The organism is Ruegeria sp. HKCCSP346, assembly GCF_017872595.1.
Classification (GTDB): Bacteria; Pseudomonadota; Alphaproteobacteria; order Rhodobacterales; family Rhodobacteraceae; genus Ruegeria.
Genome location: NZ_JAEDOT010000002.1, coordinates 267,696 through 292,528 on the forward strand (window position 1 = coordinate 267,696; position 24,833 = coordinate 292,528).

General features: G+C 59.2%; 24 protein-coding genes. 5 read left to right on the forward strand and 19 right to left on the reverse strand.

What is annotated here, in order from left to right:
• Positions 1–4 precede the first annotated feature (4 nt).
• The 4 genes from I9185_RS09785 to I9185_RS09800 all read right to left on the reverse strand — a co-directional run bounded on the left by I9185_RS09785 (position 5) and on the right by I9185_RS09800 (position 4,917).
• A complete protein-coding gene (locus I9185_RS09785; RefSeq protein ID WP_210092933.1) occupies positions 5–886 on the reverse strand; it encodes a choline/ethanolamine kinase family protein in 882 nt (293 codons plus the stop codon).
• Between the two features lies 1 nt (position 887).
• The gene (locus tag I9185_RS09790; protein WP_171723797.1) at positions 888–2,879 is read right to left on the reverse strand and encodes an ABC transporter permease subunit; all 1,992 of its coding nucleotides are present in this window, start codon (positions 2,877–2,879) and stop codon (positions 888–890) included.
• A complete protein-coding gene (locus I9185_RS09795; RefSeq protein WP_171636166.1) occupies positions 2,876–3,898 on the reverse strand; it encodes a betaine/proline/choline family ABC transporter ATP-binding protein in 1,023 nt (340 codons plus the stop codon). The genes I9185_RS09790 and I9185_RS09795 overlap by 4 nt, the downstream gene beginning before the upstream one ends.
• Positions 3,899–3,972: 74 nt before the next feature.
• A complete protein-coding gene (locus tag I9185_RS09800; protein WP_171636168.1) occupies positions 3,973–4,917 on the reverse strand; it encodes an ABC transporter substrate-binding protein in 945 nt (314 codons plus the stop codon).
• Between the two features lie 217 nt (positions 4,918–5,134).
• Between I9185_RS09800 and I9185_RS09805 the strand changes: the two genes are divergently transcribed.
• Positions 5,135–5,908 carry a DeoR/GlpR family DNA-binding transcription regulator gene (locus tag I9185_RS09805; RefSeq protein ID WP_171723799.1) on the forward strand — a complete coding sequence of 258 codons (774 nt, stop codon included), beginning with the start codon at positions 5,135–5,137 and terminating at the stop codon, positions 5,906–5,908.
• Positions 5,909–5,912: 4 nt separating this feature from the next.
• Here the strand turns inward: I9185_RS09805 and I9185_RS09810 are convergent, their stop codons facing one another.
• The 13 genes from I9185_RS09810 to hutI all read right to left on the reverse strand — a co-directional run bounded on the left by I9185_RS09810 (position 5,913) and on the right by hutI (position 20,236).
• Positions 5,913–6,668, reverse strand: coding sequence for a methyltransferase (locus I9185_RS09810; protein WP_210092934.1), 756 nt, complete (start codon positions 6,666–6,668; stop codon positions 5,913–5,915).
• Positions 6,665–7,285 carry a DUF452 family protein gene (locus I9185_RS09815; protein WP_210092935.1) on the reverse strand — a complete coding sequence of 207 codons (621 nt, stop codon included), beginning with the start codon at positions 7,283–7,285 and terminating at the stop codon, positions 6,665–6,667. Before I9185_RS09815 ends, I9185_RS09810 begins: the two co-directional genes overlap by 4 nt.
• Positions 7,282–8,568, reverse strand: coding sequence for an adenosylmethionine--8-amino-7-oxononanoate transaminase (gene bioA / locus I9185_RS09820; RefSeq protein WP_210092936.1), 1,287 nt, complete (start codon positions 8,566–8,568; stop codon positions 7,282–7,284). Before bioA ends, I9185_RS09815 begins: the two co-directional genes overlap by 4 nt.
• The gene (bioD, locus tag I9185_RS09825; protein ID WP_210092937.1) at positions 8,565–9,185 is read right to left on the reverse strand and encodes a dethiobiotin synthase; all 621 of its coding nucleotides are present in this window, start codon (positions 9,183–9,185) and stop codon (positions 8,565–8,567) included. Before bioD ends, bioA begins: the two co-directional genes overlap by 4 nt.
• Complete coding sequence (locus I9185_RS09830; protein WP_210092938.1) at positions 9,182–10,315, reverse strand: 8-amino-7-oxononanoate synthase; 1,134 nt, start codon at positions 10,313–10,315, stop codon at positions 9,182–9,184. The genes bioD and I9185_RS09830 overlap by 4 nt, the downstream gene beginning before the upstream one ends.
• Complete coding sequence (bioB, locus tag I9185_RS09835; RefSeq protein ID WP_210092939.1) at positions 10,312–11,292, reverse strand: biotin synthase BioB; 981 nt, start codon at positions 11,290–11,292, stop codon at positions 10,312–10,314. Before bioB ends, I9185_RS09830 begins: the two co-directional genes overlap by 4 nt.
• 115 nt (positions 11,293–11,407) lie before the next feature.
• Positions 11,408–12,256, reverse strand: coding sequence for a carboxylating nicotinate-nucleotide diphosphorylase (gene nadC, locus I9185_RS09840; RefSeq protein WP_171723804.1), 849 nt, complete (start codon positions 12,254–12,256; stop codon positions 11,408–11,410).
• Positions 12,253–13,821: an L-aspartate oxidase gene (locus tag I9185_RS09845; RefSeq protein WP_210092940.1), complete on the reverse strand. Its 1,569-nt coding sequence runs from the start codon at positions 13,819–13,821 to the stop codon at positions 12,253–12,255. The genes nadC and I9185_RS09845 overlap by 4 nt, the downstream gene beginning before the upstream one ends.
• 6 nt (positions 13,822–13,827) lie before the next feature.
• A complete protein-coding gene (gene nadA, locus I9185_RS09850) occupies positions 13,828–14,877 on the reverse strand; it encodes a quinolinate synthase NadA (protein ID WP_171230399.1) in 1,050 nt (349 codons plus the stop codon).
• Positions 14,878–15,019: 142 nt separating this feature from the next.
• The gene (hutU, locus tag I9185_RS09855) at positions 15,020–16,702 is read right to left on the reverse strand and encodes a urocanate hydratase (RefSeq protein ID WP_210092941.1); all 1,683 of its coding nucleotides are present in this window, start codon (positions 16,700–16,702) and stop codon (positions 15,020–15,022) included.
• Complete coding sequence (gene hutG, locus I9185_RS09860) at positions 16,699–17,493, reverse strand: N-formylglutamate deformylase (RefSeq protein WP_210092942.1); 795 nt, start codon at positions 17,491–17,493, stop codon at positions 16,699–16,701. The genes hutU and hutG overlap by 4 nt, the downstream gene beginning before the upstream one ends.
• Positions 17,490–19,028 carry a histidine ammonia-lyase gene (gene hutH / locus I9185_RS09865; RefSeq protein WP_171723809.1) on the reverse strand — a complete coding sequence of 513 codons (1,539 nt, stop codon included), beginning with the start codon at positions 19,026–19,028 and terminating at the stop codon, positions 17,490–17,492. Before hutH ends, hutG begins: the two co-directional genes overlap by 4 nt.
• Complete coding sequence (gene hutI, locus I9185_RS09870; protein WP_210092943.1) at positions 19,025–20,236, reverse strand: imidazolonepropionase; 1,212 nt, start codon at positions 20,234–20,236, stop codon at positions 19,025–19,027. The genes hutH and hutI overlap by 4 nt, the downstream gene beginning before the upstream one ends.
• Positions 20,237–20,318: 82 nt before the next feature.
• On the opposite strand from hutI, the gene I9185_RS09875 reads away from it, so the two are divergent.
• Both I9185_RS09875 and I9185_RS09880 read left to right on the forward strand, forming a co-directional pair.
• Positions 20,319–21,680 (forward strand): formimidoylglutamate deiminase, encoded by a 1,362-nt coding sequence (locus I9185_RS09875; protein WP_210092944.1) that lies wholly within the window; start codon positions 20,319–20,321, stop codon positions 21,678–21,680.
• Between the two features lie 77 nt (positions 21,681–21,757).
• Positions 21,758–22,459, forward strand: a complete 702-nt coding sequence (locus I9185_RS09880) for a GntR family transcriptional regulator (protein WP_209833858.1) — start codon at positions 21,758–21,760, stop codon at positions 22,457–22,459.
• A gap of 93 nt (positions 22,460–22,552) precedes the next feature.
• On the opposite strand, the gene I9185_RS09885 is transcribed toward I9185_RS09880, so the two are convergent.
• Positions 22,553–23,008, reverse strand: coding sequence for a LysR substrate-binding domain-containing protein (locus I9185_RS09885; protein ID WP_348539738.1), 456 nt, complete (start codon positions 23,006–23,008; stop codon positions 22,553–22,555).
• Between the two features lie 211 nt (positions 23,009–23,219).
• Here I9185_RS09885 and I9185_RS09890 point away from each other — a divergent pair, with 211 nt between their 5' ends.
• Together I9185_RS09890 and I9185_RS09895 are read left to right on the forward strand one after the other, a co-directional pair.
• Positions 23,220–23,567 carry a CHRD domain-containing protein gene (locus I9185_RS09890; RefSeq protein ID WP_210092946.1) on the forward strand — a complete coding sequence of 116 codons (348 nt, stop codon included), beginning with the start codon at positions 23,220–23,222 and terminating at the stop codon, positions 23,565–23,567.
• On the forward strand, positions 23,564–24,073 hold the full coding sequence (locus tag I9185_RS09895; protein ID WP_210092947.1) for a hypothetical protein: 510 nt from the start codon (positions 23,564–23,566) through the stop codon (positions 24,071–24,073). Before I9185_RS09890 ends, I9185_RS09895 begins: the two co-directional genes overlap by 4 nt.
• 106 nt (positions 24,074–24,179) lie before the next feature.
• Here I9185_RS09895 and I9185_RS09900 read toward each other — a convergent pair whose 3' ends face one another.
• A complete protein-coding gene (locus I9185_RS09900; protein ID WP_210092948.1) occupies positions 24,180–24,797 on the reverse strand; it encodes a TetR/AcrR family transcriptional regulator in 618 nt (205 codons plus the stop codon).
• Positions 24,798–24,833 lie beyond the last annotated feature (36 nt).

Below are 24,833 nucleotides of genomic sequence, written 5' to 3' on the forward strand. Positions count from 1 at the left end.
GTCCTCAGGTGTTTTTGAAATCGGTTAGGGCTGCGCGGAACCGCGCCAGGTTTTCGGCCGTATAGGCTGCGTAGTCGAATTCGATATCCGAGGTGATCTCGGACACCATGCTCCACATGGTTTCCCGCAGCAGCGAGGCGCATTTCATCGCCGTATAGCGGTGGCGCAGATCGTCGGTGACCGGAGCTTCAAAATAGCTCTCCAACACCCAGTCTTCCTGTTCAGGCGACAGGCCATTGTTCGACGCCAGCCCGCCCAGATCGAACAGCGGAGAATTGAACCCGGCATAGTCGAAATCGATCAGCCAAAGGCGGTTGCCGTCGTTCAGAAAGTTGCCACAGAGCAGATCGTTATGGCCAAACACCATGTCATACGGGCCGGCCTCGCGTTCCAACGTAACGCCTGCATCGATCAGGTCAGGGATCAGCGTTGTATGGACACTGCCGCGTTCAGTGAGTGTCGCGGCATAGTCGCGGATGACGTGGAACACCCAGAACACCAGCGATGGACCGCGCAGGTGCTTCGGTACCTCGGCATGGCACGCCTTAACCAATTCCAGCACGCGCGGCAGCATATCCGGGTTGCGGACATCTTCCTCGGTCAGTGTACGGCTTTCGATGAACTCTAGCACCGTCAGATCGCCTGACGAGTGTACAACCGCTGGCGACAGACCCGCCGCATTGGCTGCCTTGCTGGCGGCCAGCTCATTGAACCGCATCACCTGATGCAGGGGGATGTCGTCGCCCACACGCACCACATAAGACCCGCTGCCATCCGTAACCTTGTAGTTCATATTGGTGATGCCACCGGTCAGCGGAGTGGCCTCGATCTCTCCCTTCCAGATCGGCAGAGCGCGGATGCGGGTCATCAGGTCGGGATGGCTCATATCAACTCTCCAGTCCAAAGCGGATGCGGGCCTGACGGGCACTGGCATTGATCAACCGATCGGCGATGATGGCGATGAAGGCAATCGACAGGCCGGCAACCAGACCGCGGCCGGTATCGGCCTTGGTCAGGGCGATATAGACCTCCTGCCCCAGATCGCGGGTGCCGACGAGGGCGGTGATCACCAGCATCGACAGCGCCAGCATGATCGTCTGATTGACGCCCAGCAGGATTTCAGGCAACGCCATCGGCAGGCGGATATGGCGCAGCAATTGCGTACGGGTGCAGCCGGAAACCAGACCCGCCTCGATCAGTTCCTCACTGACCGAGCGCACGCCATGGGCGGCATAACGGACCGCCGGGGCCAGCGCATAGAGAACGATGGCAATCAGGGCGGTGAAATCGCCAACCCGGAACAGCATGACGACAGGGATCAGGTAAACAAAGCTGGGCAGGGTTTGTAGCGTGTCGATCAGCAGGTTGATGGCCGTCCCAGCGCGTTTGTTCAGTGCCGCCAGAACACCCAGAGGCACCCCGATCAGCGTCGCCAGAGTGACAGATGCGCCGCACAGATAAACCGTCACCATCGCCTTGGACCACAGGCCCGACACAAGGATCAGAGAGGCCATTCCTCCGCACAACAGTGCCAGACGCCAGCCGCCCGCGTGCCAGCCCAACAGGGTCAGCATTGCAATGACCCATGGCCACGGGATGCCCAGCAGAACCGTTTTGATCGGGATCATAAACCAGGTCAGGAAGAAAACCTTGATGGCCTCGAACGTGTCGAAATAATTTACGTTCAGGTATTCGACCGTGTTGTCCCAGAACGCGCCGGTGGTGATGGTCTGGCTTTCAGGATATTCCAACAACAGAGGCGAGAACTGTCCCAGCACCCAGGTCAGCAGCATCAGGACCACAACCAGAACCGTCCGGCGATGACGCGCGATCCACGAGCCGGGGACCTCATGATGCACCTGCCCCATCCGTTCGGCAAAGGCCTGGCTCAGACGGTCGACGGCGATGGCCAGAACCACGATGGCGATGCCGGCTTCGAACCCTGCCCCAATGTCCAGACGGCGCAGCGCGGCGAGGACGTCAAAGCCCAGCCCCCCAGCTCCGATCATCGAGGCGATGATGACCATGTTCAGGGTCAGCATGATCACCTGATTGACGCCCACCATCAGGCTGTGGCTGGCCGAGGGCACCAGCACGCGCCACATCAACTGCCGCCGGGTCGTGCCCGCCATGCGTCCGAAATCCAGAATCTCAGGATCCACACCTTTCAGCGCCAGCGTTGTGATCCGCACCATCGGCGGGGTCGCATAGATGATCGTCGCGACCAAGGCAGAGATCGGGCCAAAGCCAAACATGAACAGGATCGGCACCAGATAGGCAAAGATCGGGATTGTCTGCATCAGGTCCAGGATTGGTGAGATGATCTTTTCAAAAAGCGGATGGCGATAGGCGAGAATGCCCAACAGCAACCCTCCGCCCGCGCCAATCGGCACCGCGATCAGGACCGAGGCCAGCGTCACCATGGCGCTGTCCCATTGTCCGAAAACTGCAAGATAGACGAAGCAGGCCCCGACCAGAGCGGCCAATCCCCAGTCACGGCAGTATTGCCCCAAGGCGACAACGGCGGTGATGACCACGATCCAGCTGATCGCAGGCAGGATGACCTGCGCGTCATTTCCCTGACCGCTGACAAAGCCGTCGGCCAGCAGAGCCAATACCAGATTATAGGGCTGCTCGATCAACCACGCGATGGCGCGGGTGACATCGGTGAAGGACACTGGCCCGATGGCGGCATCCTCGATCAGCCATGTCATCGCCGAGGAAATGTAGGTTTTGAACGGGATCACCCAGGCCGAAGGGAACTTGGTCAACCAGCGCGCATCCAGCGCCTTGCTCAAATCACGACCGAAATAGCCAAGCACGATGGTGACCAGAACAAGCAGCAGAATGGCCATCTGGCTGCGGGTCAGGCGGATCATGCCATGTCTCCGCCGCCGAACAGCACATGCGCAACGGCCTTGCGGTCAATCGCTCCGACGGGCTGGCCCTCTGCATCCACGACGGGGATCGGCGCATCTGCCGCGATAATCCGTTCCGCCACGTCCGAGATGCGCGTGGATTGAGAGATCGGATCGCCCTCGCCCACAGCGCCGTAGGTCATGACACCGCCGACGGTCAGGACCTTTGAACGGGGAATATGTTTCGTGAATTCCGCCACATAGTCGGTGGCCGGGTGCATCACCAGCTCTTCCGGCGTGGCGATCTGGATCACCTCTCCGTCCTTCATGATGGCGATGCGGTCGGCCAGGCGAACGGCCTCTTCGAAATCATGGGTGATGAAAACGATGGTCTTGTGCAACCGCTCCTGCAACCGCAGGAATTCATCCTGCATCTCGCGCCGGATCAGCGGATCGAGGGCCGAGAACGGCTCGTCCAGAAACCATAGATCAGGCTCGGTCACCAAGGAACGGGCAATGCCGACGCGCTGTTGCTGGCCGCCGGACAGCTCACGCGGGTAATAATCCTCGCGCCCCTTCAAACCGACCAGTTCCACCACCTCGCGGGCCTTGGCCTCGGCTTCGGGTCTGGGTGTGGCCTGAATCGTCAACGGAAACATCACATTCTGCAAAACGGTCAGATGCGGCAGCAACGCGAAATGCTGGAACACCATGCCCATCTTGTGACGCCGGATTTCGATCAGCTCATTCTCGCTGGCGCGCAAGAGGTCAGCATCGTCGAACAGAACTTCTCCGGCGGTTGGTTCGATCAACCGGGACAAGCACCGTACCAGAGTGGATTTGCCGGACCCCGACAGGCCCATGATGACGAAAATCTCACCTTCCGAGATCTCGATATTGGCGTTGCGCACTGCGCCGATCACGCCTGCCTTGCGAATTTCTTCTGCCGTAGGTTCGGGGGTTGTCCGCAGCAACCGATCTGCGTTGGGGCCATAAAGCTTCCAGACGTTTCGGCACGACAGTTTGGTCTTGGGGGGCATCAGGGTGGTCCGGTTCGTTCGCGAAAAAGGCCAGAGCGGTCCGAGAGAGCGGCAGGCCCGCTCTGGCCAGTGGATTACTTCGAGATCCAGCCAGACCAGCGGTCTTTGTTGGTCTCCATCCACTCTGCAACAACGCTGTCGATTTCCACGCCGTCCAGATCGGCCTTGCCAACCATGGCGCTCATTTCATCATTGTTGATTTTGTAGGCTTCGATGATGTCATAAGCGCCCGGCCATTTTTCTTGCAGGCCAGACCAGGCTGCTTTCCAGATCGGGCCACGCGGCTTGCCGCAATCATAGGCCATGTTTGGGTTCACACCAACCGAAGGGTCGCTGTAACACTCTGGCGTAAATGGCGGAAACTCGACAAACTCGCCTTCGTATTTCGCCGGCGCCCAATGTGGGACATAGACCCACAGAACAATTGGATCCTGCCTTTGATAAGCGGATTCCAATTCTGCAAACAGGGCCGCGTCGGTGCCCGCATGGACGACTTCGAAATCCAGTTCAAGCGCTTCGACACGCTCGTCATCGAAGCCACCCCAGGTCACCGGGCCGCCGACATAACGCCCGTTCGGAGCAGTTTCCGCCGTCGCGAATTCCTCGGCGCAGTCTTTCAGCGCCTCCCAATTCGGCAATCCCGGGCACCGTTCCTTCATGTAGCTGGGATACCACCATTCTTCGATCGCCATCAGGCCGGTTTCGCCGACATTGACAACCTTGCCGGTGCCGGTTGCCTCGTCCAGCGCTTCGCGCCCGGTGGTTTCCCAGATTTCCATTGCCAGATGCAGGTCACCCGTTTTCAGACCGGCGAACTGAGCAATGTAATCCGCCTGAACATATTCAACGTTGTACCCGGCTTCTTCCAGGATCGAACCCATGATCTTGGTATTGATCAACTGCCCCGACCAGTCGTGCAGCGTCAGTTTGATTGGGTCCGTGGACTCAACAGCCCCAGCAGTTGTTGCGGCTCCGGCGGCCATGAGGGCCAGCGCGGAAATTCCCATTTTACAATTCATAACACCTTCTCCCTGTCGTGATTTTTTTTGATGAATCGGTGGTATTGAGTATAGACGACCACATCGTGGGGTTTTGTGTCAATAAAAACCACGTAAAGCCACATAAATTCCTGCTCGAGGCAAGTTTCAACGGCTTCTCTTTGGTAGAACGTTGCTTTATGTGGGTATTGTGGTATGGCTTAACGTCCCTTATGACGATGCCATCAGAGCGCGAAACATGAACCTGCCGACCACAAACCAACGAGAAGAAGAAATCCTGCGCGCCCTTTTTCGCGCGGGCGGTTCGTGCCGCGTAAGTGTTCTGGCGAATGAACTTGGGGTCAGCCTGGAAACCATTCGGCGAAACGTCCGCAATCTGGAAGAGCGCGGCATCGTGCGCAAGGTCCATGGCGGGGTTCATCTTCTCGAAGACATTCTTGAACCGTCGCTGCAAAGCCGCCTGGACAAGAAGGTTGACGCGAAAGAGAAGCTGGCGAAGGCGGTTGCGGAGGTCATCAGTGACGGAGACTCCGTTTTCCTCGATATCGGCTCTACTACCGCTTATGTGGCGCAGGCACTTTGCAACCACAGTGACCTCTTTGTCGTGACGAACTCGGTTTTTGTTGCTCAGGCATTGGCTTCAAGAAACAACAACCGGGTCTTCATGGCTGGTGGCGAGCTGCGGTCGCACGATGGGGGCGCATTTGGTATTGAAGCTCAGGACCTGATCAAACGTTTGAACGTCCGTTTCGCCGTTCTTTCAGTCGGGGCGGTCAATGCGGACCCGGGCTTTATGCTGCACGACCTGCAAGAAGCAAACCTGGCCCGCGTCGCCATTCGAAACGCACAGGTCCGCATTGTCGTGGCCGATGGCGAAAAGCTGGGAAAGCGCGCGCCGGTCACATTGGAACCTGCCGACAAGATCAATCTGTTCTTTACCGATGTGAACCCGCCCGAGGACATCTGCCAGATGCTGTCGGCAAATGAAATCGACCTTGTCGTCGCCGAATAAGCGCCTAACGCTTTTCGGCAATGATCCAAACCGGGTGGTAAGTCAGAGGAACCCTGCCGTCTTCTCCGAACTTTTGCACGTAGTCAGCTTCGAACCGGGCCAAGGTGGACCGGGTCCATGCACCCTGAGCCCGGCCATTTACCCCTGTACTGCGTAAATGCTTCAGCACATCTCTGGGTGTGTCAAAATAGGATGGCCGAACACTTTGGCCAACCGTCAGAATCTTGAACGGCCCATCTATGGCGGTTGCAAGGGCGTCAGGCAGGCATAGGCCCGGTGCACGGGCTGTCGATCCGATTTGCGCAAGCTCTTGATATTGCAATGGACCAAACCCGGAAATCGCCAGCCACCCTCCGGGTTCAAGCGCCTCGGCAACCTGTTGCAGCAAACCGGCCGGATCCTCCATCCATTGGATCATCGAGGCCGATGCGACCAAATCCAGCTTTGCGGGCCATTCGACCAGGCGGACGTCTCCGTCAACGAAAGCCGCATTTTCCGCATCTGCCGTCGCCCGAGCCTGCGGCGCGATATCGTTCAGGTGAAGATCGGGAAGATCAAAGTTCTGCCGCAGCAACCGGGTCAGATGGCCAGTGCCGCATCCCAGCTCGAACGCCACATCAAACCGGTTCGGCGCGCCAACCCGGCGCATCTCGGAAACCAGCTTGCGGGCAACCCAGGCCTGCTGGCTGGCTGTATCGTTGTAAGTCTGGAAGCTTCGGCTGAAGCTTCGCTGCACCTTGTCTGCCAATTGCGCGGTCATGACATCCACTCCGCCCAGCTTTGCCCCGGTTGGAAAGGTACATGCGGAGCAGCGACGCCCTTGACCACATCCGAGGTCGCGGCCCAGGCTATCCTTTGAGCATTGGACGGAATGATCCGGTCCCGCTCTGATATCCAAACCCGATCAAAGCCGGGATCAGGCGCCGAGCCGCGTTCGATTACCGCGTGAAGTTCCTTTCTTGCCTGCTCGATGTCCAGTTCAGGTATGTCAGCAGACAGTCCGGCGCGTCGGCAAAACTTGACGAAACTTGCCGAAGACAGCTGATCCGCCGTGGCCCGGACAATATCGGGCGCGATGCCCCGGCCTGCGCAGGCAGGATGCAACGTACCGCTGACGGCAACCAGCCGGTCAGGGCGAAACCCTGTGCTGGCCAACCAATGGGCCGCGGATGCGACGCCGAAAGAGAACGCAAGCATTTCGACTCGGTCATACCCGGCCAGATCGGGCAAGGGATCATCGAGCCGGGTATAGTCATCCACCAGCAGAACAGATTTGCCTCCGGTCAGCCCGCGGAACGGGGCAGAACTCAGCGCCCACCCCCCGAAGACCAGTGTCAGCTTGCTGTCATCCGATTGCGCCAGCCACTGGTGTCTCATTGCTTCCCCCCGGCCAAAGCGACCATCGCGCTGGTGATCCGGCCGAGCTCATCAGGTGAAACAATGTAAGGCGGCATACAATAGATGTTGCGCGCAAAGGGGCGCAGCCACACTCCGGTTTCAGGGGCCAGCCGATGAGCGACCGAAGGATCAACCGTTTCCTTCATTTCAATAACGCCAATGGCGCCAAGAACCCTGACATCTGCAACGCCCGGCAAACTGCGCGCTGGCTCCAGTTCGGTCCGCATCTGGCGTTCGATATCAGCCACCTGGCGTTGCCAGTTCCCCTCGGCCAGAAGTCTGAGGCTGGCCGAACCTGCGGAACAGGCCAGAGGGTTGGCCATATAGGTCGGGCCGTGCATGAACACTCCGGCCTCACTGTTGCCAATGCCATACGCCACCTGCCTACTGGTCACGGTAGCAGCAAACGATATATGCCCCCCGGTCAATGCCTTACCCAGACAAATAATATCCGGGGTTATGCCCGCATGATCGGTGGCGAACAGCTTGCCGGTTCGGCCAAATCCGGTTGCGATCTCGTCAAAAATGATCAGCACGTCATGGGCATCGCACATGGCGCGTGCCGCGCGCAGCCATTTGGGATGATAGAAATACATGCCCCCGGCGCCTTGAACCACGGGTTCAAGGATCAGGGCCGCGAGGTGATCGCCCTTTTCGGCCAACAGTCGTTCCAGCGCCTCCAATCCGTTCAACGCGCTATCTTCGGGCCAGTCATCCCCCAACCGAACCTGGGGACGCGGCAGGAAGTGCTGGATCGACAAAGCCCCCCGGAACAGCCCGTGCATACCCGTCACAGGGTCACAGACGCTCATCGCTTTCCACGTGTCACCGTGATAGCCGCCCCGAATTGTCGCAAATTCGAATTTGCGGGTGCGGCCATGGGCCATTTGATACTGCACCGCCATCTTCATCGACACTTCGACCGAAACAGACCCACTGTCGCAATAGAAAATGCGGTCCAGCCCTTCGGGCAACATGTCGACCATCCTGCGCCCCAGATCAATGGCCGGATGGTGCGTCAGCCCTCCGAACATCACATGAGGCATCTTGTCCAGCTGGGACTGCATGGCGGACGTAATTTCGGGATGCTTGTGGCCGTGGATGGCGCACCACCATGACGACATGGCGTCTATCATCTTTGCGCCGTCCTCCCGATAGAGATACACGCCCTCGGCCCGGTCGATGAGATGCATCGCGCCGGGATCGGCCACGTTGGTATAGGGATGCCAAAGGTGGTTGGCGTCAAACTCCAGCGGGGTCACAGAAACCTCCGTATGGTCGCCACGTCTATGGACGAGAAGGCATCTGACAAGCTTTGCTGCGTCAGGTCTCCAAGATAAGGCAGGCGTCCGAGGTGTCGCACCTTGCTCATTTCGACGATGGTTTGTTCCACGTCGGGCTCCGGATCTCCGACAAAGGCAACGCCGACCACTTCGCACCCAGCGCCTCGGAGTGCCATCAGGGACAACGTAGTATGGTTGATCGTTCCCAACGCCGTGCGCGCGACCAGAACGACCGGGGCCTGCCATTGGGCAATCAGATCCAGATAGTAGGATTTGCGGTTCAGAGGCACCATCAGCCCCCCTGCCCCTTCCACAACCAGCGGCCCCTCAACCTGCGGCAGCGCTAGCCGGGACAGATCGATCTCTATGCCCATATCTTCGGCAGAAAGATGGGGTGAGGCGGGCATGTTCAGGCGATACGCCTCGGGCAACACGTCCACGCTGGACAAGGTGCAGACGGTTTCCGTGTCCGTTGCATCCTCGAGCCCCGATTGAACCGGCTTCCAGTAAGTGGCGTTCAGGGCCGCCGTCAGGCCAGCCGAAAAAACTGTTTTTCCGACGCCCGTGTCGGTTCCGACAATGACCAGAGCGCTCATGCGGCCTCCGACTGATGGCTGGAGATGGTTGCAAACAGGGCCGAAATGTCCTCAGGACTGACATTCCCGGTGATCGAGACGCGTAGACGGGATGTGCCTTTCGGAACGGTAGGCGGGCGAATGCCGCGAATGTCAAACCCCTGATGTTGCAAAGCCTGTGCCATCGCCATCGTGCGGGCCTCGTCCCCAAGAACGACGGGAATGATCTGGCTGTTCAAGGCCGCGTCAGGCAACCCAGTTTCACGGGCTGCATCATGTGCATGGCGCAAACGTTTGAGTGCAGCAGTGACCAAATCGTCATTCCCGGCCAGTTCACGCAGGACGGCCCGTACCAGCGCAGCATTCAGAGGGGACGGCGCCGTTGCAAAGATAAAGGGCCGTGCGCGGTTGATGAGGGTATCGATCATCGCCCGCGGGCCACAGATCAGCCCGCCGGAAACTCCAAGCCCCTTGCCGCAGGTGTGTAGGGTCAGAAGGTCAGCGTTCAGATCATGCGCCAGACCTTTGCCATTTGCCCCGAAAACGCCGGTTGCGTGCGCCTCATCCACGATCAGAACAGCCTGGGCTTCACGCGCCAGACATGACAAATCTTCCAGCGGAGCCAGATCGCCCTCCATGGAATAGACGCTTTCAACGGCAATCCATACCTGACCCTGCCCACCAGCGGATCGCCATTCGGTCAGAACGTTGCGCGCATCCGCGACGTCGTTGTGACGGAAAGCGCGCAGACCCGCTCGGCTGGCGCGCATCCCTTCATGGGCGCTGGCGTGAACCAGTTCGTCATACAAAACCAGATCCCCGGCAGCCGGCAGGGTGGAAAAGATTGCCTGATTGGCCTGAAACCCCCCGCCCATGAACAATGCGGCCTCGGCCCCAAAGAACGCAGCTGCTTCGTGTTCCAGCGCCTCATGCTCGGGGTGATTTCCCCGCAGCAGCCGCGAGCCACCCGAGCCCACGGGCACGCCGCGCGCCAGCGCGGCCTGTGCGGCCTCTTGCAACAGGCTTGACCCGGCCAAGCCCAAATAGTCGTTGGACGCAAAATCCAGCCCGCGCGCCGGGATCAAAACCCGGCGGCGGTGTCGGGCTTCCAGCGCACCCAGCATGGATTCCAGTCGTTCGACTGCTTTCATTCGGCGGCTTCCGTGCGTTTATGGTCTTCAGCCGTTTCGGCCTGAAGGCCCAGTTTTGCAAACAGGATCGAGTCGGTGTCTTCTTCGGGGTTTTCCGCCGTCAGAAGAGTTTCACCGACAAAGATGGAATTTGCTCCGGCGAAGAAGCACATCGCCTGCATCTCGTCGCTCATGTCGCTGCGCCCGGCGGACAACCGAACATAGGCTTTGGGCATCAGGATGCGAGCGGTTGCGATGATCCGCACAAAGTCGATTGGATCAACCGGTTCCGCATCAGCCAGCGGGGTATCCGCCTGTGGCATCAGCATGTTGATCGGCACCGAATCCGGCGGCGGGCTCATGTTGGCCAAAGTCAGCAACATATCGATACGGTCGCCAGTGTGTTCACCCATCCCCAGAATACCACCCGAGCAGACCTTGATCCCGGCTTCCTGCACCCGGGTCATCGTGTCGATCCGGTCCGCGAAAGTACGGGTTGTGATCACTTCGGAATAATAGCGTTCGGACGTGTCGATATTGTGGTTGTAATAGTCCAACCCGGCATCGCGCAGCTGAACGACCTGGGTGTCATCCAGCATGCCCAGCGTCATGCAGGTTTCCATGCCCATCGCCTTGACGCCTTCCACCATGGCAACCAGGGCAGGCATATCGCGCGGCTTGGGCTCGCGCCAGGCGGCCCCCATGCAGAACCGGGTCGCGCCACCGTCGCGGGCCTTTTTGGCCTCGGCCAGTACACGCTGAACCTCGATCAGTTTCGATGCAGGCAGGGTGGATCCGTTGCGGGCCGATTGCGAGCAATAAGCGCAATCCTCGGCGCACCCGCCGGTTTTGATCGACAACAGCTTAGAGGTCTGGATCTTGTTCGGATCAAAGTTCTCGCGGTGCACGGTCTGTGCCCGGAACAGAAGGTCCATCAACGGGAGGTCATGAACAGCTTGCGCAGACTTTCGGGTCCAGCCGGAATGAGGGATGATCATTTTATCTATAAAACTTCCTGCAGCTTGCGTTGCCGAGGATTTATTATCGATAAAATCTGAAGGCGCAACCGTGTTGGCGCAAACGATCCCAAATCAAGCGGAAATGCCGCGCTTTTCAGAAATCAAGACCAAGATCAACGGTTCGGGCGGAATGCGTCAGCGCCCCGGACGAGATGTAATCGACCCCGGTCGCCGCAATTGATGCAACCCGGTCCAACGTCACATTACCGCTGGCTTCGGTCTTCATCCGCCCGTCCACCATGGCAACCGCTTCGCGCAGCATCTCGTCATCCATGTTGTCCAGCAATACGACGGACGCGCCGCCAACCTCGAGCACTTCCGCCAGCTGGTCCAGTCGATCGACTTCGATCTCGACGGCCATCATGTGGCTGGCTTGCGCTTTGGCGGCCTCAAGAACCTGACGCACACCCCCGGCAGCGGCAATGTGGTTGTCCTTGATCAGGATCGCGTCGGACAAAGAGTAGCGATGATTGAAACCGCCGCCATGCAGCACGGCCTGTTTTTCGACAATGCGAAGTCCGGGCGTGGTTTTGCGGGTACAGGTCATGCGGGCATTCGTGCCCTTTGTCTGCTGAACAAAGCTGGCAGTTTTTGTGGCAATACCGGTCAGACGACCGGCAAAATTCAGCGCGACCCGCTCACCCGAAAGGATCGAGGCGGCAGAACCTTTGATGGTCATCAGCGTGTCGCCGCGCCGACAGGGCTGGCCATCCTTGACATGCGCCTCAACCTCAAGCGTCGGGTCGACCAGCCGGAACGCAATCGTCGCCACCTGCATGCCCGAAACGACGGCATCCTCACGCGCATTCAGCCGGGCCGTATAGGTCGCGTTCGGCGGGATCACGGCGCGGGTGGTCACGTCACCGTATGCTCCCAGATCCTCCATCAACGCCGCGCGGATGACGGGTTCGAGGATCAGATCGGGCAGGGTCGCAAAACTCATGATATTTCCTTGCAGGCTTCGGCGCGAATGTGCAGCGCGTCGCTAAGATACATCCGGGATCGTTTGCCGGGGCCATCGGCAGTTTCCGGAAAGTCGGATCGCTCATGCGCGCCGCGGCTTTCTTCGCGCTGCAATGCCGCCGCGGCGATCAAGGTTGATGTGGCACACATGTTTCTGAAGGACGGGCATGTGCCATGCTGCTCTTCGAGCGTGGCAATCCTGCGCAATGCCCGGCATAACCCGGCGCGGTTCCGGACCACGCCAACATCGCGCGACATGGTCGTGCGCAACATACTGACCGCTTCAGACGTATCGGGGATGTCAGCTTGATCAAATTGAAGGGCCACAGGTTCCGACGCGGAAGTGTCCGGAATCGAACGCGCAATGTCCTCGGCACAGATGCGTGCAAACACCAACGCTTCGAGCAAACCGTTCGAAGCCAGCCGGTTGGCGCCGTGAAGGCCGGTCGAAGACGCCTCGCCGCACACCCACAACCGATCCAGCGTCGCGCGGCCATCAGTGCCTGTGGCAATCCCGCCCATGTGGTAATGCGCTGCCGGAGCAACCGGGATCGCATCCCGGACCGGATCGATTCCGTTGCGCGCGCAATATGCGGCAACCGCTGGGAAAAGTTCGTTGATTTGCGCGCCCAAAGCCTTGCGAGTGTCCAGCATCGGGCAGTTGCCGGCCTGTACTTCGGCAAAAATCGCCCGGGCCACAACGTCGCGCGGGGCAAGCTCGGCATCAGGGTGAACGGCCTGCATGAAACGCTCGCCGTACTTGTTTATCAGTATTGCCCCTTCTCCGCGCAAGGCCTCGGTCGCCAGCGGGGCCGGGTCTTCACCCACGTCCATGGCCGTGGGGTGGAACTGCACGAATTCGGCATCGGCGATCAGCGCCCCCGCCCGTGCGGCCATTCCGATGACCTGCCCCCGGATGCGGGCCGGATTGGTCGTCAGGGCATAAAGCCCGCCAGAACCGCCGCCCGCCAACAATACGGCAGGTGCACGAAGCGTCACGGACGCAGATCCGCTTTCCGAGGCATCCTGTAAAACCACGCCCGCCACGCGCCCTTCCGTCACTTCCAGCGCAACGGCAAGGACCCCCTCCAACACCTGCACCGACGGAGTTTCGCGCACTCGTTCGATCAGGGCGGCCATGATTTCACTGCCTGCCTGATCGCCCTTTACCCGCACGACGCGGGCAAAACTGTGCGCGGCTTCTCGGGACAGGACATACCCGCCACCCTCGGTGCGATCAAATGGTGTGCCCAAAGTGGTCAGGTCCAGAATATAGTCCCGCGCTTCTCGGGTCACCAAATCCGCAACGTCAGGTTCGACGGTGCCTGCCCCGGCATTGACGGTATCAACGGCGTGGCTTTCCGGGCTGTCGGCCAGGTCCATCGCCGCCGCCACGCCACCCTGCGCCCATGCCGAACTTGCACCTTCGCCCAAAGGTTCAGGCGAGATGATCACCACCGGTCGCGGCGCCAGTTTCAGCGCAGCATAAAGCGCGCCAATCCCGGCCCCGACAATAATGACGCGATCCGTGGTGATGTCGGTCATTACCGATCAGATGCCAAGCTTGCGGGACAGATCAATCATCGCCTGTACAGATTTGCGGGCCTTCTCTGCCACGTCTTCGGCGACCTCGACCTGGCCTTCCATCGTGTGCAGAGCATAGAGGATCTTTTCCAGCGTGATCTTTTTCATGTACGGGCACATATTGCACGGCCCTACGAAATCGACCTCGGGCAGTTCATCCGCGATGTTCGACGCCATCGAACATTCGGTGATCAGCATCGCCTTTTCGGGTTTCTCATCATGCACATATTTGATGATCCCGCTGGTTGAACCGGAATAATCCGCCTCGGCCACCACATCCGGCGGGCATTCCGGGTGCGCAATCAGGCGCGTTCCGGGGTTCCATTCGCGGAAGTCGCGCAAGTCCTGTGCGGTGTATTGTTCATGCACGATGCAGGAACCGGGCCAATACACCACGTTCTTGTGGCTTTCATTGGCCACGTTTTGAGCCAGATATTGATCCGGCGTCATGATGACCGTGTCGCTTTCCATGGCATTCACGATCTGCAAGGCGTTCGACGAGGTGCAGCAGATATCCGAGGCCGCTTTGACCTCGGCAGTGGTGTTCACGTAAGACACAACCGGCGCACCGGGGTATTTGGCCCGCATTTCGTCGATTCCTTCGGCAGTAATCGATTCTGCCAAAGAACAGCCGGCATCCATGTCGGGCATCAGAACAGTTTTCCCGGGGCTCAGAATTTTCGATGTCTCGGCCATGAAATGAACCCCGGCCTGAACGATCACATCCTCTTCCACCTCGCTGGCCTTGATCGCCAGTTGCAGGCTGTCACCCACGAAATCGGACACACCATGATAGATTTCCGGTGTCATGTAATTGTGCCCAAGGATCACGGCGTTACGCTCTTTCTTGAGCGCGTTGATCGCCCGCACATAGGGCGCATAGATCGCCCAATCCGGCGGGCTGATCACACGATCCATACGGGCAAACGTGTCTTTCATCTCATTGGCCAACGTGGCCGATGGGGCGAGGTCATAGACGTCCGAAAGAACAGTGCGGACTTGTGCAATATCGAGCAACGGGCGAGCCACCTTTGTCAGTTGTCGTTAGCCTGGCGGGCTGCTTAACGGCTTAGCCCTAGCGGAAACATCCCCGGTTCGAAACCGGAAAATGAGACGTTAGCGCTAAGCCATGCAGACAAATTCAAAGATGAATGGCAAATCAGCCCAGAATCCCCGGCAGTCGCAGCCCGTGCTCACGTGCGCATGCCTTGGCATCCTCATAACCCGCATCTGCGTGTCGCCAGACGCCAGAAGCCGGATCGTTCCACAGAACCCGTTCGAGGCGTTTAGCCGCTGCATCGGTGCCGTCGGCACAAATCACGACGCCCGCATGTTGGCTGAAACCCATGCCAACGCCGCCTCCGTGGTGCAGCGAGACCCATGTCGCGCCCGATGCGGTATTGACCAGCGCGTTCAGCAGCGGCCAATCCGACACCGCGTCTGAGCCGTCCTTCATCGCCTCGGTTTCGCGGTTCGGCGACGCGACCGAGCCGCTGTCGAGGTGGTCACGACCGATGACGACCGGCGCCTTCAACTCTCCGGTTTTGACCATCTCGTTAAATGCCAGCCCAGCCTTGTGGCGGTCACCCAGTCCGATCCAGCAGATGCGCGCGGGAAGGCCCTGAAAGGCGATGCGCTCCTGCGCCATGTCGAGCCAGTTGTGCAGATGGGTGTTTTCGGGGAACAGTTCCTTCATCTTTGCATCAGTTTTGTAGATATCCTCGGGATCACCCGACAGCGCGCACCAGCGGAACGGGCCAATGCCGCGGCAAAACAACGGGCGGATATAGGCGGGCACGAAACCGGGAAAGGCAAAGGCGTTTTCCAAGCCTTCGTCCTGCGCCACCTGCCGGATGTTGTTACCATAATCCAGGGTTGGCACACCCGCGTTCCAGAAATCGACCATGGCGGCCACGTGTTGCTTCATCGACGCGCGCGCTGCCTTTTCCACGGCCTTGGGGTCGCTTTCCCTCTTGTCTTTCCACTGCGCCATGCTCCAGCCCAATGGCAGATAACCGTTGACCGGATCATGGGCGCTGGTCTGGTCGGTCACGATGTCAGGGCGCATCCCACCCGCCTGCATCCGCCGGTAGATCTCGGGGAAAATCTCGGCCGCATTGCCGAGCAAACCGACCGATTTCGCCTCGCCCGCCCTGGTCCAGCGGTCGATCATTTCCAGCGCTTCGTCCAGCGTCTCGGCCTTTTCGTCGAGATACTTGGTGCGCAGGCGGAAATCGATGCTGTCTGGATTGCACTCGACGGCCAGGCAACACGCCCCCGCAAAGACCGCTGCCAGGGGTTGCGCGCCACCCATGCCGCCCAGACCGCCAGTCAGAATCCACTTGCCGGTCAGGTCCCCGTCATAGTGTTGGCGTCCCGCCTCGGCGAAGGTTTCGTAGGTGCCCTGAACGATGCCTTGCGTCCCGATATAGATCCACGAACCGGCCGTCATCTGGCCGTACATCATCAGGCCCTTCTTATCGAGCTCGTTGAAGTGGCCCCAGTTGGCCCAATGCGGCACAAGGTTAGAGTTCGCGATCAGCACCCGAGGTGCATCGGCATGCGTCCGAACGATGGCGACCGGTTTGCCGGATTGCACCACCAGCGTTTCATCTTCCTCCAGATCCTTGAGGCTGGCAACGATGGTATCAAAATCTTTCCACGTCCGCGCGGCACGGCCGATCCCGCCATAGACAACCAGCTCATGCGGGTTCTCGGCCACATCCGGGTGCAGATTGTTCATCAGCATCCGCATCGGGGCTTCGGTCATCCAGCTTTTGGCGTTCAGTTCGGGCCCTGTCGGGGGAAAGATGTCACGGGTATTTTTACGAGGATCGGTCATCGGGCAAGCTCCAATGCAGTGTCATGGATAGCGTCAAGAATGTCTTTGAGCCACCGGCGCAGGCGGTCGGCTTTGTCGGTGTCAAAAGCCCAGGGCGGCACTTCAGTTTTCAGGTAGGTCGACTGAGCCAGCTCCATCTGGATCGCGTGAACCCCTTCGGAGGGGCGGCCATAATAGCGCGTTGTCCATCCGCCCTTGAACCGCCCATTCAGAACAGCCGTATAGGGCGAGGACGTCGCGAATTCATGCGCTATGGCTTCGATTTCCGGCGCGCAGGTCGCGCCATTGTTCGTGCCGATGCTCATATCGGGCAGAGTACCTTCGAACAGAAAAGGAATATGGCTGCGGATCGAGTGGCAATCATACAGCACCGCAACCCCATGGGCCGCCTTCACGCGTTCCAGCTCGGCCTTCAGGGCGGCATGATACGGTGCATGAAAAGCTTCCCGTCGTTCGAGGATATCCTTTTCGGAAGGCGGGATGTCCCAGATGCCTTGGCCGTCAAAATCCGTCAGCGGCACAAGAGAGGTCGTGTTCTGGCCGGGATAGAGTGACGCGCCCGACGGGTCCCGGTTGGCGTCGACCACATATCGGTGGAAGGTCGCCCGAACCGTGGTCGCACCGGGCAGAAGTCCTTCATACAAGGTATGAACATGCCAATCCGTATCTGCTAGAGCTTTACCCCGCGCGTTCAACTTGGCCTCGATCGTGGCCGGCACATGGGTACCGGTATGCGGCAGACCCAGCACGATGGGGCTGTCACCGCGCGAAATCTCGACCGGGCCGCTCATGCGCCAAGTTCCGGCATGGCGATGCCCGTGCCACGGGCAATCTCGCCACTGGCAATCAGGGCCGAGGCTGCTTCGATCTCGGGTGCCATATAGCGATCGTCACCCAAGGCCGGCACCACGGCACGCAGCCGTGCCATCACAGCCTGCAACGTTTCGCTCGTTGGCAGCGGCGCGCGGAACTCGACCCCTTGTGTGGCACACAGCAGTTCGACCCCCAGAATGCGTTCCAGATTGGCAACCATCTGCCCCAATCGCCGCGCGCCATGGGCCGCCATCGAAACGTGATCTTCCTGATTGGCCGATGTGGGCGTCGAGTCCGTCACGCATGGATTGGCCAGATGCTTGTTTTCGCTCATCAGTGCGGCGGTCGTCACCTCAGCGATCATATAGCCCGAATTCAGGCCCGGATTGGGCGTCAGAAAAGGCGGCAGATCAAAGCTGAGTGCCGGATCGACAATCAACGCAATGCGGCGTTGCGCAATTGCCCCGATCTCGGCCACGGCGAGCGCAATCATGTCTGCGGCAAACCCAACGGGTTCGGCGTGAAAATTCCCGCCCGAAACGATCAGGCCGGTTTCCGAAAGAACCAAAGGATTGTCCGTCGCCGCGTTGGCCTCGATTTCCAGCGTTGTTGCAGCCTGCCTCAGCACATCCATCGCGGCCCCCACCACCTGAGGCTGGCAGCGGATACAATACGGGTCCTGAACCCGGGTATCGCCAACCCGATGGCTTTCACGAATGACCGACCCGGCCAGCAGCGCCCGCATGGTCACGCCGGCCTCGATCTGGCCGCGATGGCCGCGCAACGTGTGAATTTCCGGTTGCAACGGGGCGGTCGAACCCATGATCGCATCCGTCGTCAGCGCCGAGGTAACCAACGCGCTTTGCGCCGCCTGCCACGCGCCAAACAGCCCGGACAGCGCAAAGGCCGTCGAAAACTGGGTGCCATTGATCAGCGCCAGCCCTTCTTTAGGGCCCAGTTCGATCGGGTGCAGACCCGCTTTGGACAGCGCAGCGTCACCGGGCATCACATCGCCACTGAATTCGGCCTCACCAGCGCCCATCATGACGGCGGCCATGTGGGACAAGGGCGCAAGATCACCCGAAGCTCCAACTGAACCCTGCGCCGGGATCACCGGGGTCACACCTTGTGACAACATCCCTTCCAGCAGGGTGATCACTTCTGGCCGAACCCCCGACGCTCCGCGCCCCAGGCTCAGCAATTTCAGAACCATCATCAATCTGGCAAGGGCGCGCGGGATCGCAGGGCCAACACCGCAGCAATGGCTGAGGATCAGGTTGCGCTGCAAGGTTGCCGTGTCCTCGGCCGCGATTTTGACGCTGGCCAGTTTCCCGAACCCTGTGTTCACGCCATATACGGCGGCCTCTCCCGTCGCCGCATCGGCGATGCGCTTGTGCGCTTCTTCGACGGCCGGGCGGCAGGCTGGGTCCAACCGAACAGCGCACTCTTCGCGAAGGACCAGTTCCAGTTGCGACAGGGTAACGGTGCCCGGGGTAAGGGTGAGGGTCGTCAAAATATACCTCCGAATATGCGGGTATGAAGAGGGTTGAAGCCGATGCGATAGGCCAATTCCGCGGGGTGTTCGACATTCCAAACCGCCAGATCAGCGCGCCGCCCGACTGAGATCTGACCGCAATCAGCCAACCCGAGAGCACGGGCCGCGTGAACCGTCACGCCTTGCAGGGCCTCTTCTGGCGTCATGCGAAACAGGGTGCATCCCATGTTCATCGCCAGCAACAGCGAGGTCATCGGCGCCGAACCGGGATTGCAATCCGTGGCAAGCGCCATGGGCACAGCATGCCGGCGCAACAGGTCAATCGGTGGCGCCTGTGTTTCGCGCAAGGTGTAGAAGGCCCCCGGCAGAATAACACCGACGGTACCGGCCTGCGCCATGTCCAGAACACCTGCTTCGTCAAGATATTCTATATGATCTGCCGAAAGCGCGCCGTATCCGGCAGCCAGTTTTGCGCCGCCCAAATTCGACAATTGTTCGGCGTGGATCTTGATCGGCAGGCCAAGCGCTGTCGCGGCATCAAAAAGCGGGATCAACTCTTCGGGTTGAAAGGCGATGCCTTCGCAGAAGGCATCGACCGCATCGACCAATCCCTCGGCATGAGCGGCGCGAAGCGTGGGAATGCAGACCTGATGAATGTAGTCCGACGCCCTGCCCTCATAGTTCTGAGGCACCGCATGAGCACCCAAAAAGCTGGTCAGAACACGGACGGGGCGATGATCGGGCAACGCCCGAGCCGCGCGCAACATGTTCAATTCAGTCTTGTCATCCAACCCGTAGCCGGACTTTACTTCGATGACCGATGCCCCTTCGGCCAGCATCGCATCCACACGCGGCAATGCTTGTGCGACCAACTCCTCCACTCCGGCTGCGCGCGTGGCTTTGACCGTCGAGATGATCCCGCCCCCAGCGCGCGCGACCTCTTCATAGCTCGCGCCGTTCAGGCGCATTTCGAACTCTGCGGCGCGATGGCCACCGTGAACCACATGGGTGTGGCAATCGATCAAGGCGGGCGTAACCAGGCGCCCACCCATTCGAGCCCTTGGCTGGTCGGCGAAACGAGGAGGAAGATCCGCGACAGGGCCGACCCATGCGATGCGCCCGTCCTGCAACACGATCGCGGCATCCGGGACCAAACCGTATGGCGCGCCGCCTTCGGTCATCGTTGCGGCATCAAGATCCGTCAAAACCTGCGTTTGCGTCTGCATGTGACTCGCACCCTCCGTGCATTTCCTTCTTTTCTAGTACATTTCTATCATTTATATGTCTATGCATAAAATGAGGTGAAAAATGGCTATCTTCGCTAATCGCGCATTACTGAGCACCGGTTGGGCTATAAACCTGCGGGTAGAAATCAGGCAAGGGCTGATGGTGTCGGTGCAACAGGGCGCGACGGCGCAAGAAGGCGATACTTGCGTCGACACTTTGCTGCCCGCATTGGCCAATCTGCACAGCCACGCATTTCAGCGCGCGATGGCGGGTATGACCGAATATCGAAAGGCCGGTCGCGACAGTTTCTGGACGTGGCGGGAACTGATGTATCGTTTCACTGCGCACCTTACGCCTGAACAGGTGCAGGCGATTGCCGCTCTGGTCTATATGGAGATGCAGGAAGCCGGCTATGCCTCGGTTGGTGAATTCCATTATCTGCATCACCAGCCAGACGGCACACCTTATGACAATCTCGCAGAGCTGTCCCAGCGGATCATGGCTGCGTCGGCCGAGACGGGAATCGGACTGACGCATCTGCCTGTACTTTATTCTTACGCAGGGGTCGGCGAGCAACCGATGGAAGCGGGACAGCAACGATTTGGCAATGATGTGGACCGCTATCTGGCGTTGGTCGAACAGGCGCAGGCGGCACTGGGCGATCTGCCGGATGACTGTCAGATAGGCATTGCCCCGCATTCCTTGCGCGCGACATCACCGCAAGATCTTGCCCGGGTTCTGGACGCAAAAAAGACGGGACCTGTCCATATTCACATCGCGGAACAACCCATGGAAGTTGAACAGGTTCACGAGGGTCTGGGCGCCCGCCCGGTGGAATGGCTGCTGAACAATGCAACGGTAAACCATCGCTGGTGCCTCATCCACGCCACTCACATGACGGAAAAGGAAACCCGCGATATGGCCGCAACGGGCGCGGTCGCGGGGCTTTGCCCGATCACCGAGGCCAATTTGGGGGATGGCCCCTTCAATGGAGCCGTCTTTCTTGAAGCCGGTGGTCGTTTCGGGATCGGGTCGGATTCAAACGTGTTGGTTTCGATGACAGAGGAACTGCGTACGCTGGAATATTCCCAACGCCTGCGAGATCTGTCGCGCAATGTCCTGGTCGAAGGGGAGGGTTCGGTTGGACAGACACTGTATTGCAATTCGGCTTTGGGCGGTGCGCAGGCCCTGCGACGCACGGCGGGGCGGATCGCAGAAGGGATGCTGGCGGATCTTGTTGCTATTGACAGTCAGGATCCCGCGCTTTGTGCCCTGCGTCCTGAACAGTTGCTCGATGGGTTGGTCTTTGCCGCGAAGGACCACGTAGTGACCGATTTGTGGTCGGCTGGCCGCCATCAGGTACGCCGGGGCCGCCATATTGCTCGGGATCGGATTGTATCTGACTATCGACAGGCCATGGCTGATCTCATGCCGAGACTTTGAGCTTGCTGCGCCTTTACGGGCCGACAAAAATGGCCTCATAATAACAATATGTTTGTACGTAATTGGATGAACACCACGTGACCGATCAAAAACCTCTCGGCTTTCAGGACATTCGGGACGAAGTCGTGAACCGCATTCAAACCCGTGTCTGGCCACAGGGCAGCCTGTTGCCCACCGAGATGGAACTGGCAGCCGAATTCGGTGTTGCACGGGCGACGGTCAATCGGGCGCTGCGGGAACTTGCCGAACAGGGAATTGTCACCCGCAAACGCAAGGGTGGCACGCGTGTTGTGACCACACCGGTAAAGCAGGCAAAATTGCCGATCACTGTCGTTCGACAGGCCATCGAAGAAATGAACGCCGAATACCGCTATGCTCTGGTAAGCCGAACACTAATCGATTGCCCCGCGTGGTTGCAGGCAAAGCTGAGCATCCCGGAAGGTGCGCAGGTCGTCCATCTGCAATGCATGCACCACGCCGACAACCGTCCGTTTCAGTTCGAGGAACGCTGGATCAACGTCAGCACCGTGCCTCAGGTTCTCGACGAAGATTTCCTGACCACCGGGCCGAATGAATGGCTGCTGTCCGAGGTGCCGTTTTCAAACGCTGAAATTGCCTTCTCGGCCGTCCCGGCAACAGGGCATTTGCAGGAGTTTCTGGCGGTACCGCCCGGCACACCGTTGTTTCAGCTAGAACGCACGACATGGTTTCGCAGCGATCCTGTTACTTTCGTGCGCATGACCTTCCATCAGGGATACCAGATGCGCACCACGTATTGAGGCCAGAGCACCGAACAGGTTTTGACATAGGAGCAAAAACCTTATCACTTCGATCCCACCTTCCTGAATGTCGTGGCAGTCACCTTTGCCCGTTCAGCATCCGAAGCAGCCGAGATTTGGTTCTTGTTGTTCAATGGCCAATGCAGAGACAATTGTACAATCGTCGGAATGGCAAATATGGCGGCAGGTCGTCTCGAACCTCAGCGCCGTCAGGTCGAAACGCTTGCTGATACGGCTTGATCCATCTTGTTTGGGAAGCCTCCCCTCAAGTTCGTATCCAAAACCGTGTGGAAGCCGGATGAAATCATACGGCGGAGCATCCTCTGGGGTGATGGATGACAAGGAGCAAAGCGCGTGCCCTTTTCGAAGGGCCAGAAACAATGGTTCAGACCAGATTGAAGTGAAATCCAAAGCGGCGCTGCTGTTGATCTTCGCCGCAAGCGCCTTGTCCAGCAAGTGATCATCGACCATACGCAACATGTTTTCAGGCAGATCCTCGACCAGCGTGACCCGCATCCACGGAAACAGCGGGCTGAAGGGTTCAGAGATACCCGGTCAGATAAGGGGCCTAAGTCGGAGTCATTCCGACAGTCAAAGGAACTGCTTCGGGGTCGCGGAACTCGGTCGCGGTGTCACGGATTTTCCGCGCATCGTTCAGAAGGCGCCCAGCCTGTTCAACGACACGGGCACCGTACACTGTCGGGGCACATCGTTGTTGAGGCGCAGGAACAGATCGGTTCCCAATTCCTGTTCAAGTTTTTTGATCTGGTTGGCCAAGGGTGACATTCGCACCGTCACCCTGAGCGGCAGCCTGAACGCAGAGCAAGAGCCCGGGCCGGCCTTGGACAGCAAGGTCACCGGCCACGCGACCGTAGTCATCACCCGGAATTCGGCGACCGGAGAAATCTCGTATTCCAGCGAACTGAGCGTTGTCGGTCGGAACGAAGCTGACCTGAACACACCCATCCCCGGCGCGGTTTCGGCCATCCATCTGCACAATGTGCCGGTCGGCCGAAACGGCCCGGTTGTACAGGAATCGCTGGCGGAGGCAGGCGCCACGCTGAACGTGAACGCATCAGGGGGCTCGGTGTCATCAGTCAGGACGTGATCTCGAACCAGGTCGAAACCGATGGACTGTTTTCAACTAAGTACGTCATTGACTCGGCTGATGGCGACGTGATTGTCGGCAGCGATCTGACCAATGCGCTGAACGGCGCGGTCGGCGTTGATCCGCAGAACGGTGAAGGCGGCGACGACATCCTTATCGGTTGCAATTCGGCGATTTCGGGCCGGATTAGACTTGGTGACGTCAACAAGCTGAAAATCGGTCAGGCCACACGGATTCGTTTGTCGGCTTTTGCGCAGGCCGATGTGTCCGAGGCCCGAGGTTCAATCTTTAATATCTCAGCCGACGCATTGGAGGACAAACGCACTGGCGAGTGCAATTTCAAGACCCGGGTCAAACTGAACGATCGGCAATCCGACGAAGTGGCGGCTTTGGACTTGGTCCCCGGCATGCCCGCAGACCTGTTCGTCAACACAAGTGAACGCGCAGTGATTGCATATCTGGCACAGCCTGTCAGCGAGCGTCTGGCCAGAACTTTCTTCGAGTAAAGGGTTTTAAAAGACTTGCAGCTTTAAACTGTTGTGTATCGAGTGTTTTGGTGAGTGAGCGATGGCCTGCGCCCCTGTTCCGGGCGCGGGCCATCACTTTTGTGGATCAGACCCCGTAACGGGCAAGAAACATGTCAACGGCCTGAGCAGCGACCTGATCTATTTCTTCCTGGGTGAACGTGTTCTGAATGCCAAAAGCCGCCCGGGTCCAGATCCGCACTTTGCACAGTTCGGAAAATTGCTCGGCAGCGATATGTACATCATCAATGGCCAATTCACCCTTGGCCACGGCTTTTTCCAGATACTCGGCCATCTGTCGCTGGCCGTTTTGCGGCCCTGCCTCGTAAAACGCTCGGCCAAGCTCGGGAAACCGGTCGCGCTCGGCAACGCAGATCCTGAAAACCTGCTGCGCGAAATCCGACACAAGGAAGGCCGTCAATTGCGTCGCCGTGATCTGAAGCACTTCGCGGGCGGGTTTGGTTTCGTCGATCATCGAGATGACCCGCTCGGCCATCAGGCAGCATTCTGTCTGGGCCACTTCCATGAACAAAAGGCGCTTGTCCGGGAAATAGCTGTACAGCGTTGCTTTTGACACGCCCGCCGCGCGGGCAATGTCATCCACACTTGCCCCTTCAAACCCATCCGCCATGAAAACCTCTCGAGCCCCGCGCAGAACCTGGTCGAATTTACGGCCGGTGCGCAGGATGTTGGCGGTCTGGGTCATGTCTTCTCCTCGATCGATAGCTGCGCCAGTTTATAA